18 protein-coding genes and 1 pseudogene are annotated in these 15,526 nt (G+C 68.2%); 7 read left to right on the top strand and 12 right to left on the bottom strand.

All coding sequences use genetic code 11. The features are described 5' to 3' along the window. The first annotated feature begins 31 nt into the window (after positions 1–31). Positions 32–883: a class I SAM-dependent methyltransferase gene (locus BXU08_RS00925; protein WP_253190463.1), complete on the top strand. Its 852-nt coding sequence runs from the start codon at positions 32–34 to the stop codon at positions 881–883. Here the strand turns inward: BXU08_RS00925 and BXU08_RS00920 are convergent. Further along, entirely contained in the window at positions 880–1,293 is a 414-nt protein-coding gene (locus BXU08_RS00920; RefSeq protein WP_150125367.1) for a (deoxy)nucleoside triphosphate pyrophosphohydrolase, read from the bottom strand. The two genes, BXU08_RS00925 and BXU08_RS00920, sit on opposite strands and share 4 nt — an antisense overlap. 56 nt (positions 1,294–1,349) lie before the next feature. Between BXU08_RS00920 and BXU08_RS00915 the strand changes: the two genes are divergently transcribed. Beyond that, positions 1,350–1,532: a Flp family type IVb pilin gene (locus tag BXU08_RS00915; protein WP_077507760.1), complete on the top strand. Its 183-nt coding sequence runs from the start codon at positions 1,350–1,352 to the stop codon at positions 1,530–1,532. A gap of 132 nt (positions 1,533–1,664) precedes the next feature. After that, positions 1,665–1,832, top strand: a complete 168-nt coding sequence (locus BXU08_RS00910; protein ID WP_077507757.1) for a Flp family type IVb pilin — start codon at positions 1,665–1,667, stop codon at positions 1,830–1,832. An 84-nt stretch (positions 1,833–1,916) separates the two neighbouring features. On the opposite strand, the gene BXU08_RS00905 is transcribed toward BXU08_RS00910, so the two are convergent. The 4 genes and pseudogenes from BXU08_RS00905 to BXU08_RS19680 all read right to left on the bottom strand — a co-directional run bounded on the left by BXU08_RS00905 (position 1,917) and on the right by BXU08_RS19680 (position 5,833). Next, positions 1,917–2,864, bottom strand: a complete 948-nt coding sequence (locus tag BXU08_RS00905) for an acetyl-CoA carboxylase carboxyltransferase subunit alpha (RefSeq protein WP_077507754.1) — start codon at positions 2,862–2,864, stop codon at positions 1,917–1,919. 174 nt (positions 2,865–3,038) lie between these two features. Continuing rightward, positions 3,039–3,892 (bottom strand): annotated as a pseudogene (locus BXU08_RS00900) (tyrosine-type recombinase/integrase). Between the two features lie 41 nt (positions 3,893–3,933). Next, positions 3,934–5,715, bottom strand: coding sequence for a hypothetical protein (locus BXU08_RS00895; protein WP_253190462.1), 1,782 nt, complete (start codon positions 5,713–5,715; stop codon positions 3,934–3,936). Next, on the bottom strand, positions 5,696–5,833 hold the full coding sequence (locus BXU08_RS19680; RefSeq protein ID WP_171982370.1) for a hypothetical protein: 138 nt from the start codon (positions 5,831–5,833) through the stop codon (positions 5,696–5,698). The genes BXU08_RS00895 and BXU08_RS19680 overlap by 20 nt, the downstream gene beginning before the upstream one ends. Before the next feature lie 72 nt (positions 5,834–5,905). Here BXU08_RS19680 and BXU08_RS00890 point away from each other — a divergent pair, with 72 nt between their 5' ends. The 4 genes from BXU08_RS00890 to BXU08_RS00875 all read left to right on the top strand — a co-directional run bounded on the left by BXU08_RS00890 (position 5,906) and on the right by BXU08_RS00875 (position 10,883). Continuing rightward, on the top strand, positions 5,906–6,445 hold the full coding sequence (locus BXU08_RS00890) for a shikimate kinase (protein ID WP_077507748.1): 540 nt from the start codon (positions 5,906–5,908) through the stop codon (positions 6,443–6,445). Continuing rightward, positions 6,442–7,530 carry a 3-dehydroquinate synthase gene (aroB, locus tag BXU08_RS00885; RefSeq protein ID WP_077507745.1) on the top strand — a complete coding sequence of 363 codons (1,089 nt, stop codon included), beginning with the start codon at positions 6,442–6,444 and terminating at the stop codon, positions 7,528–7,530. Before BXU08_RS00890 ends, aroB begins: the two co-directional genes overlap by 4 nt. Positions 7,531–7,659: 129 nt before the next feature. Continuing rightward, positions 7,660–9,546 carry a M1 family metallopeptidase gene (locus BXU08_RS00880; protein ID WP_077507742.1) on the top strand — a complete coding sequence of 629 codons (1,887 nt, stop codon included), beginning with the start codon at positions 7,660–7,662 and terminating at the stop codon, positions 9,544–9,546. A gap of 74 nt (positions 9,547–9,620) precedes the next feature. Next, complete coding sequence (locus BXU08_RS00875) at positions 9,621–10,883, top strand: EAL domain-containing protein (RefSeq protein WP_077507739.1); 1,263 nt, start codon at positions 9,621–9,623, stop codon at positions 10,881–10,883. Here the strand turns inward: BXU08_RS00875 and BXU08_RS00870 are convergent. From BXU08_RS00870 to BXU08_RS00840, 7 genes are all read right to left on the bottom strand, one after another. Then, on the bottom strand, positions 10,880–11,131 hold the full coding sequence (locus BXU08_RS00870; protein WP_077507736.1) for a DUF6894 family protein: 252 nt from the start codon (positions 11,129–11,131) through the stop codon (positions 10,880–10,882). The two genes, BXU08_RS00875 and BXU08_RS00870, sit on opposite strands and share 4 nt — an antisense overlap. Positions 11,132–11,265: 134 nt before the next feature. Next, the gene (locus BXU08_RS00865) at positions 11,266–11,598 is read right to left on the bottom strand and encodes a DUF423 domain-containing protein (protein WP_376787783.1); all 333 of its coding nucleotides are present in this window, start codon (positions 11,596–11,598) and stop codon (positions 11,266–11,268) included. 2 nt (positions 11,599–11,600) lie between these two features. Next, positions 11,601–11,978: a diacylglycerol kinase gene (locus BXU08_RS00860; protein WP_216352890.1), complete on the bottom strand. Its 378-nt coding sequence runs from the start codon at positions 11,976–11,978 to the stop codon at positions 11,601–11,603. Next, positions 11,975–13,756, bottom strand: a complete 1,782-nt coding sequence (locus BXU08_RS00855) for a cation:proton antiporter (RefSeq protein ID WP_077507727.1) — start codon at positions 13,754–13,756, stop codon at positions 11,975–11,977. The genes BXU08_RS00860 and BXU08_RS00855 overlap by 4 nt, the downstream gene beginning before the upstream one ends. Next, a complete protein-coding gene (locus BXU08_RS00850; protein WP_077507724.1) occupies positions 13,756–14,181 on the bottom strand; it encodes an iron-sulfur cluster assembly scaffold protein in 426 nt (141 codons plus the stop codon). The genes BXU08_RS00855 and BXU08_RS00850 overlap by 1 nt, the downstream gene beginning before the upstream one ends. Before the next feature lie 80 nt (positions 14,182–14,261). Further along, a complete protein-coding gene (locus BXU08_RS00845; protein ID WP_077507722.1) occupies positions 14,262–14,828 on the bottom strand; it encodes a CvpA family protein in 567 nt (188 codons plus the stop codon). A gap of 94 nt (positions 14,829–14,922) precedes the next feature. Continuing rightward, a complete protein-coding gene (locus BXU08_RS00840) occupies positions 14,923–15,486 on the bottom strand; it encodes a lipocalin family protein (RefSeq protein ID WP_077507720.1) in 564 nt (187 codons plus the stop codon). Between the last annotated feature and the right edge of the window lie 40 nt (positions 15,487–15,526).

The raw sequence follows: 15,526 nt of genomic DNA, 5'->3' as shown, positions 1-15,526 counted from the left end.
CGCGGGCGCAGCCACGCTGCACAAGCCGCGCGTGCCCGACTCCGAAAACGCCTCCGAAATCTTTGCGCGCGCCACGCGCCGCCGCCGCCGCGATCGCGCCGCGCCCGGCTATGCCGGCTTCGCGTTCCTGCGCGAACATATGCTCGACGGGCTGCTCGAACGGCTCGATGCCGTGAACCGCGAGTTCCGCGACGTGCTCGACCTGGGCAGCTTTACCGGCGATCTCGAAATCCCCGGGGCGCGCGTCGCGCATCTCGATGCCGGCTTCGGCTTCGCGCATGCAGCCGGCGGGGTGCAGGGCGACGAGGACCGCCTGCCCTTCGCCGATGCATCGTTCGACCTGGTGGTGTCGGTGGGCGTGCTCGACCAGGTCAACGACGTGCCCGGCGCGCTTGCGCTCGCCCGCCGCGTGCTGCGTCCCGACGGGCTGTTCCTCGCCGCATTCGCGGGCGCGGGCACGCTCGCCACGCTGCGCGGCTGCATGCGCGAAGCCGAGAGCGACCGCCCGGTCGCGCGCTTCCATCCCCAGATCGACGTCCGCGCCGGCGGCGATCTCCTCGCCCGCGCCGGCTTCGCGCTGCCCGTCGCCGATGTCGAGACGCTGGTGGTGCGCTATGCCGGCCTGCCCAATCTGCTGCGCGACCTGCGCGGCATGGCGGCAACCAATTTGCTGCCCGACCCCGCGCCGCTCACCCGCGATACGCTGGTCCGCGCCTCCGCCGCATTCGCCGATCGCGCCGAGCCTGACGGCCGCACCCCCGAACGCTTCGAGATCGTCTATCTCACCGGCTGGGCACCCGATCCCTCGCAGCCCAAGCCTGCCCGCCGCGGCAGCGCCACTGCCTCGCTCGCCGACGCGCTCAAGCCCAGGCGCCCGGACTAGAGCAGCCGCTCCAGCGCATCGACCAGCGGCACGTCCGCCGGCGGCATTGCCAGCGCGCGCATTTCGGCGGGCTTGACCCATTGCAAAGCGCTGGCGTGGCGCGGTTCGGGCACGCCGGCCCATTGGCGCGCGACGTACAACAGCAACAGCAGGTGCCGCCCGCCCAGCCCTTCGCTGGCGAACGCCGCAGGGACCAGCGCGTCTGGCGCAACCTCGATCCCCAGCTCCTCGCCAAGCTCGCGCACCAGCGCCGCTTCGGGCACTTCGCCCGGCTCGACCTTTCCGCCGGGAAACTCCCACAAATCCGCCATCGGCTTGCCCGGCGGGCGCTGCTGGACCAGCACCCGGCCCTCGCCATCGACCAGCGCGACGGCGACGACCAGCAATAGTCCGGAGTGGGCTTTCGACACTTCGTTAACTCTCCTTGGGTATCTCCGGCAAATCCTGTGGGGGAGAAGCCGGCATCATGCGAGGCCTTATGAAGTCGTTCCACCGCCTGCTTCGCGATTCGAAGGCGGCGACCGCAATCGAATATGGCCTGATCTGTGCGTTGATCGTGCTCGCCATCATGGCAGCACTGGTAGCGCTCGGAAGTGTGACCGCGGACATGTGGAACAATGTCAGCACCAAGGTCCAAGCCGCACGCTGATCAAGGTTAATAGCTAAGTAATACTACGATTTAGCCGTTTATTTACTTCCCTTCCGTAGGACTGTTGTTGCCGTACCGGGTAACCGGATCGGCCGGGTGAATGAAGTACTTCTTGAACGTTGGAGACCGGTTATGCAGAAGATTCGCAACTTCGTTAAGAATTCCAAGGGCGCCACCGCGATCGAGTACGGCCTGATTGCCGCTCTCATCGCCGTCGCCGCGATTGCCGCGATGCAGGGTCTGGGCAACCAGCTCAACAAGACCTTCGGCAACGTCACGTCGAACATGAAGGCGACCTAAGTCTCTTCGACTTAACGCTACGAGAAGGGCGGCGGAACCGAGGTTCCGCCGCCCTTTTTCGTTACTCGCCGGAACGGTGAGGTTTCAGATCCGGCCCATCGCGAGGAACTTGGCGCGCCGGGCCTGACGAAGCCCCTCGGGCGACAGGCCGTCGAGCCCGTCGAGCGCCGCTTCCACGGCATCGCCCAGCGCCTTCACCGCCGCAGCGGCATCGCGATGTGCGCCGCCCAGCGGCTCGGGAATGATCCCGTCGATCACCTTGAGCTCCTTGAGATGCTGCGCCGTGACCTTCATCGCCTCGGCGGCGTCGGGCGCCTTGTCGGCGGTGCGCCACAGGATCGACGCGCAACCTTCGGGGGAGATCACCGAATAGACTGCGTGCTCCATCATCAGCACCTGGTTGCCCGCCGCGAGCGCCACTGCGCCGCCCGAACCGCCTTCGCCCAGGATCGTCGCGACCAAAGGCACGCCGAGATTGAGGCACTGCTCGGTCGAGCGGGCGATCGCTTCGGCCTGGCCGCGCTCTTCGGCCTGCACGCCCGGGAATGCGCCCGAGGTGTCAACCAATGTCAGTACCGGAATCCGGAACTTGTCGGCCAGCCGCATCAGCCGGATCGCCTTGCGATAGCCCTCGGGCTTGCCCATCCCGAAATTATGCTTGAGCCGGCTCGCGGTGTCGTCGCCCTTTTCATGGCCGATCACCATCACCCGGCGGCCGCGAAAGCGCCCCAGCCCGCCGATGATCGCATTGTCGTCGGCAAAGGCACGGTCGCCGCCCAGCGGCATGAAATCCTCGATCAGGCCCGCGACATAATGCTTGAAGTGCGGCCGCTCGGGGTGCCGCGCGACCTGCGTCTTCTGCCACGGGGTAAGCTTGGCATAGGTGTCCAGCAGCAGCCGTTCGGCCTTGGCCTGGAGCGGCGTGATCTCCGCCTGGATATCCACCGATCCGCCCTCGGCGGTACGGCGCAGTTCGTCGATCCGGCTCTGCAGCTCGGCGATCGGTTTCTCGAAGTCGAGGAAGGTTGCCATCGGTGGCGGTTAGGACGCGCCGCGCTTTGCGTCAACGATCCCGGCGCATCCTCCCCCGCCAGGGGGAAGTGGCGCCGAAGGTGACGCAGGGGGAGGTAAGCGACCCACTAGCGCAGGACTTCCTCCCCCTCCCTCAGGCTATGCCTGCCACCCCCCCTGGCGGGGGAGGATCAGTCATTTTCGCAGCGCCTCCCCCAGGGGATGCCGCTGGTTGACCAGATCGACCAGGCGCTTGCTGTCGACATGCGTGTAGATCTCGGTCGTGGCGATGTCGGCATGCCCCAGCATCGCCTGCAGCGCGCGCAGGTCGGCTCCGCCTTCCAGCAGATGCGTGGCGAAGGCATGCCGCAAGACGTGCGGGCTCACGCGATCGGGGGGATCCCCGCCTCGGCCGCCAGCGCGCGGACCAGCTGGTAGAGCCGCATCCGGGACAGGTGCGCCTTGCCCGAAGGAAACAGCCAGGGCCGCCCGACCGCGACATGCTCGCGCCACGCCGCCACGGCCGCCCGTGCCCGGTCCGATATCGGCACCAGCCGCTCGCGCCCACCCTTGCCCTTGAGGATCAGATAGGGCCGGTCGGGCGCCACGGCGTTGCGCGGCAGCGACACCAGTTCGGTCGCACGCAGCCCCGAGCCGTAGAGCAGCTCGATCAGCGCCGCGAGCCGCAGGTCTAGCGGATCGGCGGGCACCCGCGCCTGCCGCGCCGCGATCACGGCGAACATCGCGTCGATATTCTCGATGCTCAGTACTTTGGGAAGCGCGCGTGCCGTGCCCGGCCGCGGCAGCGCCGCGCTCGGATCGTCGGCGCGCAATCCCTCGTCCGCCAGGAACGCGAAGAAGCGCCGCAGCGCCGCTGCCTTGCGCGCCACCGTCGATCGCGCCAGCGCCTGCCATTCGCCCGCCAGCCGCTGGATCTCGGCCGCGCCCGCTTCGCCCAGCGCGCCTTCCAGCATTTCGGAGGCGAGCCGCAGATCGGTGCCATAGGCCGCGATCGTGTTCGCCGCCGCGCCCGCTTCGGCCTGCATCATCTCCAGAAAGCGCTCGATCAGCGCGCGGTCGGCAAACCCGGTCAAGCCGCCCGCGTTACCGCCTCGACGGCGATCATCCGCGCATAATGGACCATTCCCGCCGCGCGCATCGCCGCGACGATATGGAACAGCGCCTCGGGCGCGACATAGTCCCAATTGGCCGATTGCATGCCTACGCCCGCGAGCAGCGCCACCGTCGCCGCGTCGCCGCGCTCGCCCGCGGCATCGATCGCCTGGGTCCACGCATTGATGCCACCGATCTGCACTTCAAGCGTCGCAGCGGCGCTCTGTGCCTCGCCTGCGCTCAACCGGCCGAGCCCCGCGAGCCCGGCGAGCAGCATCTGCGCCTTGCGCCGCGATCCGCTATCCGAAAAGCCGGTGACGTCGCCGGCGGCAACGCCGGCGCCCGCCGGATCGGCGAGCGCAAGCAGCGCCCATGCCTCGCTCCCGCGCGCGACCACCGGCCGCCATTCCAGCGCCGCCGCCTCATAGCCCGACGACAGCATCGACGCGATCAGCCGGTCGGCATCCTCGACCTTGTCGCTTGCCGGAATCCACGATGCCGCACGCGCGGTCAGGATCAGCCGGGCATAGCGCGTCCGCGGCGTGCTTGCGCCATCCCACAAGGTACGCAGCGCCTTGACCCGGCTGCCGACATTGCCGTCGGTATAGGCCGTGCGCAGGTCGCGTGCGATTGTCTGGCCGGGGCCCGAATCGCCGCTCTGCTCGATCTCCGAATAGAGATCGACCAGCCCGGCGTTGGAGAACACGCCCGCCGTCGCGGCAAGCTCGGCCGCGGCGGCACGCGCCGCCGGATCGATATTGGGTGCCAGCGCCTGCCAATAGCGCACCTGCGGCGCGGCGGTCTGGTACAGGTCGGCGGGCACTTCCACGCCGGTCGCGGTGGCAAGGCCCCAGCGCCACGCCGTCAGATGGCTCACCGGGTTCCACTCGATGGTTACCGCACGGCGCCCCTGCGCCCCCGTGCCGATCACCTTTTCGGCAAGCAGATTGTCGATATCCGACGGGCTCGTCCCCGAACGCGCCCGATCGAACAGCTGCCCGGCCTCATTGGGCTTGCCGGCAAGGCCCAGGCACATCGCCTGCGCCAGCGCCCAGCCGCGTTGCGTGACTATCGCAGCGCCTTTGTCGGCGATCGGGCAGAGCGCCGCGGGATCGCCGGTCGCCAGCGCAGTCTGCATCGCCACCTGGTAGAGCCAGGTCGTGTAATTGTCGGTATCGACGTCGTTGATCACCGCCCGCGCGGCATTGGCTTCGCCCATCCGCAGCAGCGCCCAGGCGCGCTCGGCGGCGAAGTCCGCGCCGTTGACGCCCGCCGGCGTATCGAGCGGCGACATCAGTGCGCGCCGCAGCACGATCGACGCCCAGCGCGACGCGATCGGCGCGCGCATCCGGCGCATCAGCACCTGCAGGAAGCGCCCGTCGGCAGCCCCGAACGAATCGGCCGGGAACGCCGCATTGCCCGATGCGACCACGCCGACCTTGTCGAGCGAATGCCTGGCGAATTCGGGTAGTTCGTATCTCGACAGGTCCACGGCGACCTGTTGCTGCACCTCGTCGGACACATTGCCGAGGGCCGCGTCGGCGGGAAGCGCCACGCCGTCTACCGGCGCAAGTGGCTCGGCCGCGCGCGTCGGCGCGGCGGACGGCCCGGGTGCCGGCGCGGGCGTCGGCGCGGGATCGTCGAACCCGGGCGGCAGCAGCGATTCGGGCGTGTCCTGCCCCAGCGCGGGCATTCCCACGCCGGCCAGCAGCAGCGCCGCGAACCCGATCCGCGAACGCTTAGTTCGTGAGGTTATCAAGCGGGACCACCTTTTCCATGCGGACCGGTTCCTGCTCGGTGCTGCGCGTCGAGAGGAGCACGATTCCCCCGATCAGCACGAGGACGACGACAATGATCACGACGAGAAAACGGGACATGGAAAGGTCCGTAAATGAGAAATGCGCGGGCCTTTTGCCCGAGACCCGCCCTCGCTGTATAGCCCCCCGACGATGTTGCAAGCGCACGCCCATGACTGGCCCTGGAAGGGCAAGCCGATCGTGCTCATCGGGTTGATGGGCGCCGGCAAGACCACTGTGGGCCGCCGCCTCGCCCAGCGCATGCGGCTGCCCTTCGTCGATGCCGATCACGAGATCGAGGCGGCGGCGGGCATGACCATCTCCGATATTTTCGAAAAGTTCGGCGAACCCTATTTTCGCGACGGGGAGCGCCGCGTCATCGCGCGGCTGATCGACGGCACGCCCAAGGTAATCGCGACCGGTGGCGGCGCGTTCCTCAACGAAGAGACGCGCGGGCTGATCCTCGACCAGGCGATCGCGATCTGGCTCGATGCCGAGCCCGCAGTGCTCGCCGACCGCGTTCGCCGGCGCGACACCCGCCCCTTGCTGCGCGGCCGCGACCCCGAGGACATCCTCACCGAATTGGCGGCGATTAGAAATCCTTTCTATGCCCTCGCGCCGATCCGGGTGCAGAGCATCGCGGCGCCGCACGACGCCACCGTCGACGAAATCCTGAAGGCTATCCGCACTTGAACACCGTCCCCGTCGCATTGGGCGACCGCAGCTACGACGTCCGCATCGAAGCCGGGCTGCTCGCCCGCGCCGGCGAAGCGCTCGCGCCCTTCGACAAGGGCCGCCGCTTCGTCATCGTCACCGACGAGAATTTGCGCGATCATCTGGCGACGCTCCAGGCGAGCCTCGGCGCGGCCAGCGAGGCGATCGTCTTGCCCGCGGGCGAATCGACCAAGAGCTGGGGCCAGCTCGAATCGCTCACCGATCGCCTGCTCGATCTCGGCGTCGAGCGCAGCGACCATGTCATTGCCCTTGGCGGCGGCGTGATCGGCGACCTCGTCGGCTTCGCCGCGTCGATCCTCAAGCGCGGCTGCAACTTCGTCCAGATTCCCACCACCCTGCTCGCGCAGGTCGACAGCTCGGTCGGCGGCAAGACCGCGATCAACAGTCGCGCTGGAAAGAACCTCGTCGGCGCCTTCCACCAGCCCAGCGTCGTGCTGATCGACCCGCAGGTGCTCGACACGCTGCCCGCCCGCCAGCTCCGCGCCGGCTATGCCGAGGTCGTCAAATACGGCCTGATCGACGATTTCGCCTTTTTCGAATGGTGTGAAGCGAACGCCGCCGCATTGCTCGCCGGCGACGCGCAGGCGCGGGAACATGCCATCGCCCATTCGGTCGCCGCCAAGGCGCGCATCGTCGGCGAGGACGAGCGCGAGACCACCGGCAAGCGCGCGCTGCTCAATCTGGGCCATACCTTCGGCCACGCGCTCGAAGCCGACACGGGCTTCTCGGACAAGCTGCTCCACGGCGAAGGCGTCGCCGCGGGCATGGCGCTGGCCTTCGCCTATTCGGCGCGCCGCGGCCTGTGCACCGCGCAGGATGCCGAGCGCGTCGCCGCGCATCTCCGCGCAGTCGGCCTCCCCGACGGCCTCGCCGCCGCCGGCATCACCGCATCTGGCGCCGCGCTGGTCGGGCACATGCTCCACGACAAGAAGATGGCTGCCGGCACCCTGCCCTTCCTCCTCGCCCGCGGCATCGGCCAGACCTTCCTCGACAAGACCGTCGACCTGAAGGATGTCGAGGCGTTCCTCGACGAGCAGCGCTAGAAGAACCTGCGCGCCGACCTTCGCCGGGGAACCGCCGTTCGACATGCCCGGATCAAATTCCAATCTCTCTGTTTCGGGTAGGAGCCCGACTCAGTTGCCGTTCAGCCGCGTTCGGCATAGCAGCGCGTCATGCGCATCCTCACCACTGCCCTCGCCACTGCTTCGCTGATGGCCCTCGCCGCCCCCGCTGCCGCGCAGCAGGCCAAGCCCGCCCCGATCCTGGCCACGCCCGAGGCGAAGGACGTGTGGACCCATGCCCGCCCCGAAATCGCGCGCGTGACGCATGTCAGCCTCGATCTCACGGCCGATTTCGCCGCCAAGACCATGGCCGGCAAGGCGACGCTCGACGTGCTCGCCGCCAAGGGCGCCCGGGAGATCGTCCTCGACGTCGATGACATCGCCGTCACCGCGATCACCGACGAACGCGGGCGGAAGCTCCCCTTCACCGTCGGCCCGCGCAATGCCGAACTCGGCTCGGCGCTCACCGTCCAGCTGAACGGCGCCAAGCGCATCACCGTCGCCTACGCCAGCAAGCCGGGCGCCAGCGCGCTGCAATGGCTCGCGCCCCAGCTCACCGCGGGCAAGGCCAAGCCCTATCTGTTCAGCCAGGGCCAGCCGATCAACAACCGCAGCTGGATCCCCACGCAGGACAGCCCCGGCATCCGCCAGACCTGGGACGCGAAGATCACCGTTCCCGCCGATCTGGTCGCCGTGATGAGCGGCGAGCGGCGCGACGGCGCCAAGGGCGTTCCGGCCGCGAACGGCATGCACAGCTTCCGCTTCGCGATGGACAAGCCGGTGCCGCCCTATCTGATCGCGCTCGCGGTCGGCGACCTCGCCTTCAAGGCCACCGGCCCGCGCTCGGGCGTGTGGACCGAACCCAGCATGCTCGAAGGCGCCGCCTATGAAGTCGGCGATGTCGAGAAGATGATCGACGCCGCGCAGGCACTCTACGGGCCCTATCGCTGGGGCCGCTACGACATGCTCGTATTGCCGCCCAGCTTCCCGTTCGGGGGGATGGAGAACCCGACCCTCACTTTCCTGACCCCGACGATCGTCACCGGCGACCGCTCGAACACCGATGTCGTCGCGCACGAGCTGGCGCATAGCTGGTCGGGCAACCTCGTCACCAATGCGACCTGGTCGGACAACTGGCTCAACGAAGGTTTCACCACCTATTTCGAGAACCGCATCATGGAGGCGGTGTACGGCGCCGAGCGCGCCGCGATGTACGCCGATCTCGACTGGGATGGCCTGAACAGCGACATCACCGATGCGGGCGGCCAGGCCGCGCCGACCACCCGGCTCCACGGCGATCCCGGCGCCACCGCGGGCCAGCTCGACTATTTCAAGGGCTCGACCTTCCTGCGCACGATCGAGCAGGCCGTCGGCCGCCCGGCGTTCGACGCCTATCTGCGCTCCTATTTCGATCGCCACGCCTTCCAGCCGCAGACCAGCGCGGGCTTCCTTGCCGATATCCGCAAGAATCTGATCAAGGGCGACAAGGCGCTCGAAGCGAAGCTCCAGCTGGATCGCTGGACCTACCAGCCCGGCCTCCCCGAAAACGCGGTTCACGTCACGTCGGCCACACTCGCGCGGGTCGATGCCCAGATCGCCGCGGTCAAGGCTGGCGGGCCGGTCTCGGCGGTCGATCCCAAGGGCTGGGCCACCCAGCAATGGCTCCGCTTCCTCAATGGCCTGCCGCGCCAGCAAACCCCGGCGCGCCTCAAGGAGCTCGACGAAACGCTCGGCCTGTCGGGCTCGACCAACGCCTATGTCCGCTCGGCCTGGGCTGAACTCGCTATCGCCAATCGCTACGATCCCGCGCTCCCCTCGATCCGCGCCTTCGTGTCGAGCATCGGCCGCGGCCTGCTCATCCGCCCGGTCTATGAGGGCCTGATGAAGCAAGGCGACTGGGGCCAGCCGATCGCGAAACGCTTCTTCGAGGAGGCGCGCCCGACCTATCACCCGGTCACCGCCGCGCAGGTCGCCAAGATCGTCGGTGCCGGCGGCTAGTCAAACGCAACCTCGATCAGACTATCTTTACCTCGCGCGTTCTAAAATGCTCCTGGGCATGGGGGCGACGAGCGATGACGATAGGCGGCGAACTGTCCGGGATTGCGGGCCCTTCCAGCTTCCGCGACCTGTTCGCGGCGGGCTGCGCGGTTGTCGAGGATGGCGTGGTCGCCCGCGCGCTTCAGGCAGTGCGCGAGCATCTCGGCCTCCAGGTCGCCTATGTCTCCGAATTCGTCGGCAACCAGTCGATCTTCCGCGTCGTCGATGCGCCGGGGCTGGAGGCGCTTGCCAAGCCCGGCGACTGCTATTCGCTCGATGACGTCTATTGCCGTCACATTCTGGCGGGCCGGCTGCCCGAGTTGATCCCCGACACCGCCGCGGAGCCGATCGCCATGGCGCTGCCGATGACCGCCGCGGTGCCGATCGGCGCGCATGTAAGCGTGCCGCTGCGCCTGTCGAACGGCGATGTCTATGGCATGTTCTGCTGCCTTGGACCTCAGGCCGATCCCAGCCTCAATGCCCGCGACCTCGGCATGATGAAGGCGTTCGCCGAGATCGCGGTGTTCGAGATCGAGCGCGACATGGTCGCCACTGCCGAGGCGCGCGCACGTCAGGCCCGGATCGAGCAGGTGCTCGCCCAGGACGATCTCAACATCGTCTACCAGCCGATCTGGAGCCTCAGCCGCAACACACCCGCCGGCTATGAAGCGCTCGCCCGATTCACCGCCGAGCCGCTCCGCGCGCCCGATATGTGGTTTGCCGAAGCCGCGCAGGCCGGCCTGGGCGTCGAGCTGGAAATCCTGGCGATCCGCCGCGCGCTGCCCGGCCTCGTCGCGTTTCCGCACGATGCCTATCTTTCCGTCAACGCCAGCCCTGCAACGGTGCTCAGCGGCCGGCTGGCCGATGTGTTCGCCGGCCATCCGATCCACCGTATCGTCCTCGAGATCACCGAGCATGATGCCATCACCGACATCGCGGCACTGCTCGAAATGCTCAAGCCGCTGCGCGCGCTTGGCCTGCGCCTTGCGGTCGACGATGCGGGCGCGGGCTATGCCGGGCTCCAGCAGATCCTCCAGATGCGGCCCGACCTGATCAAGCTCGACCGTTTCCTGATCCGCGACATCCAGAACGATCCCGGCCGCCGCGCGCTCGCCGCGGCGCTGGGCGCCTTCGCTCGCGAGACCGCCGCGCACCTCGTCGCCGAAGGTGTCGAGACCGAAGCCGAGCTGGCAATGCTCCGTGCGCTCGGCGTCGATCTCATCCAGGGCTATCTGCTCGGCCGCCCCCAGCCCCTCACGGCGCTGGACCTGACCGGGCTGTGCACCGCGCGTGCCTAGGCGCCCAGCTGCCGCCCCGCCGCGCTGACGCTTGCGAAGGCGAAGAGCTGGAACAGCAGCAGCCGGTCTGTGCTCAACACTTCGACGCGCACGTCATTCCCCGCCCAGATGCTCGCCGGGCTCCAGCGCAGCAAATCGGCCAACAACCCCATTGCTCGCTCGCGCGCGGCATCCAGGTCGGCAAGATCCTCGGTGGTCGGCGCGATGTCGTTCGCGCCGTCATGGATTTCGAAATAATAGAGCGGCATCGGATCTCACACAGGATACTCGCGCAAAGATGCGCACCCGTTCCTAAGACGTGCGAAAGTCCCCAATGCGACACTGAGCCGCTAAATAATCCGAATAATCGTACAATTTTATTGTGCGGACAGTCCGTCAGCGCTCAACCTTGCTTGCGCGCTGCCACCACCGCGAGCCACAGCCAGCCGAGGATCATTCCTACGCCCCCGATCGGGGTGACCGCACCCAGCCAGCGCGGCAGGCCAAGCGCCATCAGGTACAGCGTCCCGGCGAACACCGCCGCGCCGCCGACGAACAGCCAGGCCGGCCCCTTCGCGCCCATCCGCACCGCGACCAGCGCCGCCACCGCATGGATCAGCTGATACTGCCCGCCGGTGCGCAGCCATTCCGCCGCCTGCCCGTCCACGCCATGCGCCCCGAACGCGCCTGCCGCTACTGCCAATGCACCGGACAGCGCGGCAAAGATCGTCACCAGTCTCACAATCCGATCTCCGTCAGGAATCGCGGCCCGGTCTCCACCACCATCGCCACCGCCACCACGACCGCGGCGATGCTGATCGCCAGCACTGCACCGGCCAGCATGTCCTTCGCCACCTTGACCGCAGGATGAATGCCCGGGTGGAGCAAGTCGATCACGGCCTCCATCGCCGAATTGAGCAGCTCGAGCGCGAGCACCAGCGCACAGGTCACTGCGACGAGCCCCCACCAGACCGGTGCTGGCCTCAGCACGATCAGCGCCAGCAGCGCGCACCCCGCCAGCGCGGTCTGCGTGCGAAAGCTCGCCTCGCGCGCCCAGCCGGTGCGAATGCCTTCCAGCGCAAAGCCCATGCGGTCGCGGAAAGGCCGGTTCTTCACCGGTTTGCGAGATCCGCTTCGGTCGCCGCGGCCTGCGCCGCCTGGCTGAACATCCCGTCGATCCCCGCGCGCAGGTCGCCGGTCTCCTTCTGGACCTTGAGCCGCTCGTAATCGCGGCGGCGATATTCGGCCTCGGTCTTGTCGATCTCCTGCTCGTTGACGCCGATCGCGCCCATCGCCCGGCGCGCCATCACGATCGCGCTTTCCAGCAGCTCGCGCACTGCGCCGGCGATCGGCGCCCCCTTCATCCGCATCACCGAACGGCGATCATAGGCGCGCACGAAGATCGTCGCGTCGGGAAAGGCGTGGTGGATCGCCTCCAGCTGCTCTGTGTCCATGCCGTCGCCATCCTGGCAGAACAGCAGCAGCTCGGCATCGGCGGCACCGGCCAGCCGCAGCAGGTCCAGCCGCGTGCCGTCGCCATAATAGACCTTCATCCCGAAATCGCCGGCGGTCTGGATCATCTCGACATCGGTATCGATCAGCGTCACCGGCACGCCCTGCCCGATCAGCATCTGCGCCACGGTCTGACCGAACCGGCCATAGCCGACGACGACGGCATTGGCGCCGTCCTGGCGCGGCCCGTCGAGCCCGTCGGCGCTCAACGCGGGCTCGGCGCGCAGCCGTTGGGTGATCATCATCAGGAACGGCGTGGTCGCCATCGAAAGCGTGACGATCGCGCCGAACAGGCTCGCCGCCTCGGGCAGGATCAGTTGGGCGTTCTGCGCCTGGGCGAACAGCACGAAGCCGAATTCGCCGCCCTGGCTGAGCAACAGCCCGACTGCGAGCGCCTGCCGCCACGCCATGCGGAACATGCGGGCCAGCAGCGTGATGATCGCCGCCTTGGTCGCAACCAGCGCCAGCGCCATGCCGAGCACGAACAGCGGCCGCTCGGCGATCGCCGTCAAGTCGAGCGCCATGCCGACCGCGAGGAAGAACAGCCCGAGCAGGATTGATCGGAACGGCTCGACATCGGCTTCAATCTCATGGCGATATGGCGTGTCGGCCAGCATCACGCCGGCGATGAACGCGCCCAGCGCAGTCGAAAGCCCCAGCGTCTCCATCAACGCGGCGCTGGCGATCACGGCGAACAGCCCGGCGAAAACGAACATCTCGCGCTCGCCCAGATTGCCGATCAGCTTGAAAAGGGGCCGCAGCAGGAAGCGCCCGGCAAGGATCAGCCCGACCACCGCGACCACCGTATAGAGCCCCAGCAGCCAGCCCGGCGGGCCCGCGGCGTCCTCGGGATTGCGCGACAGCGCCGCGATGATCGTGATCAGCGGAACGATCGACAGGTCCTGGAACAGCAGGTTCGAAAAGGTCCGCTCGCCGATCGGTGTGCGCATCCGCCCCTGCGACTGCAGCATCGGCAGCACCTGCGCAGTCGACGACAGTGCCAGCGGCAGGCCGAGCGCGAGCGCCGCGGCGATGGTCGCATTGGTGGTCATCCCAACGATCAGCGCGATGGCGAGCCCGCACAACGTGACCTGCAGCAGGCCGAAGCCGAAAATGTCGTGCCGCATCCGCCACAGCCGGCTGGGGCTCAATTCGAGCCCGACCAGGAACAGCAGCAGCGCGATGCCGAATTCGGCGAAGCCCATCTTGCCCTCGGCATCGCCGACCAGCCCGAGCACCTGCGGCCCGACGATCGCCCCGGCGACAAGATAGCCCAGCGTCGCACCCAGCCCGAGCCGGCGGAAGATCAGCACGAAGACCAATGCGAAGCCGAGCAGGATCACGCCGTCGCGCAGCAGCGACAGGTCGCCATGGCCCTCCATCAGCGCGCCGCCCCGGCCGCGGCTTCCGCCGCCGCTTCGAACGCGAGCCGGATCGAGGCATGCCGCCCGCGATGCTCGAGGGCGGGCGCGAATATCTCCAGCCCCGGCCAGTCGGGCGGCGTCGGGCGCTCGCCCGCAAGCCAGGCGGCCAGCGCGTCGCGCGCCGCGGCGATCTCGTCCGCGCTGCGCCCGATCACATGCGCGCCCATCAGCGATGCCGATGCCTGGCCGAGCGCGCACGCCCGCACCAGCATCCCCACGGCCGAAACGCGGCCCGCGTCATCCAGGTCGATATCCACGGTCACACGGCTCCCGCACACCGGCGAACGCTTCTCGACCGACGCCATCGGCGCCACGAGCCGCTCGTGAAAGGGGATCTCGGCGGCGAGCCGCAGGATTTGCGTATTGTACAGGGGCGCGTTCATTTCGCCTCCGACTTAAGGGACCCACGCCAAGGATGCGACCCCTTCCGACAAAATCCGCACACGCGTACGCGCAGCAGCCGTTACCTGGCAGGCGCCCCGCTCGCATTCCGCACGGGTTCGCTCTCATTGCCGCCGAACACCGGCTCGCCCTTGCGCCGCCGGTCGACGAAATCCGCCACCGTCGCACTCGATTTGTCGAGCAGCGGATAGGTGGTCGAACGCGTGATCCAGTCGGGCCGCCCGGTCGGGCCGCCGCCGACCGTGTCGAACACCAGCACCAGCAGCAGGAAGCCGATGCTCACCAGCACCAGCCCCTTCAATGCCCCGAAGCCGAACCCCAGCGCGCGGTCGATCGGGCCCAGGAAGCTGTCGCGCATCCGCGAGCCGATCGTGTTCGCCACCAGTCGTCCGCCGAAATAGGTCACGCCCGAGAGGATCGCGAACGCCAGCACCGCGCCGCCCTGCGCAGTGCCGACTGCGCCGGACATCGCCTCGGCCAGCGGCGAATGGAACAGCTTGAGCGCCAGCACCACTGCGAGCCACGCGCCCAGCGCCAGCACCTCGGTCACGAACCCGCGGATGAACCCCAGCACCGCCGCCCCGCCGATCGCGAGCAGCACGACGATATCGAGTCCAGTCAAAGCCATGGAACGCGTCCCTCCCGCGGCCCTGATAATCGCCTGCCGAGCCCCGCGATAGGCACCAAATCCCGATCGGATGCCATGAGGTCAGTCCGCGGGATCACTCCTGCCGCGTCACCCGCAGCGCCCAGCGATCATAGCCCAACGCCTCGACGCGCCTGAGCAGCGCCTCGGCCACCGCGGGCGCCGGTTTCGCGTCGCGGCTCAGCAGCCAGAGATAGCGCCCGCTCGGCTCGCCGACGATCGACCAGTCATAGTCGTCACCATGGTCGAGCACCCAATAGTCCCCGGTGTAGAGCGGCCCGAAGAACGAGACCTTGAGCTTGGCGTTGGTCGCATCGTCGACGACGATCGCGCGGCCTTCGACGGCACTGCGCTCGCCTTGCGGCCCGCCCTGGCAGCCGCTGTTGAAGACGCCGATCTTGCCGTCTTCGCGCAGCGTATATTCCGCGGTGACGGCGTCGAGCCCCTTCTGGAAACGGTTCTCGTGCCGCGCCAGTTCATACCATTTGCCGAGATAGCGAGTGAGATCCACCGGCTTGGCCGGCTCGGGCACATCCGGATTGATCACCGGCGGCCGAGTGGCGCGCGAATAGAGGAACAGGCCACCCAAGGCGGCAGCGGCGACGCCGGTGGCGATCGAAAGCGCAGTCGATTGCTTCATGCCGCCATAGTGCGATGCCCGGCGCCGAATTGACAGCCCC

Origin of the sequence: Sphingomonas sp. LM7 (assembly GCF_002002925.1) — a bacterium.
Lineage (GTDB): Bacteria > Pseudomonadota > Alphaproteobacteria > Sphingomonadales > Sphingomonadaceae > Sphingomonas.
The sequence above is the reverse complement of the archived record's forward strand: the minus strand, read 5'-3'. Positions and strand labels throughout refer to the sequence as shown.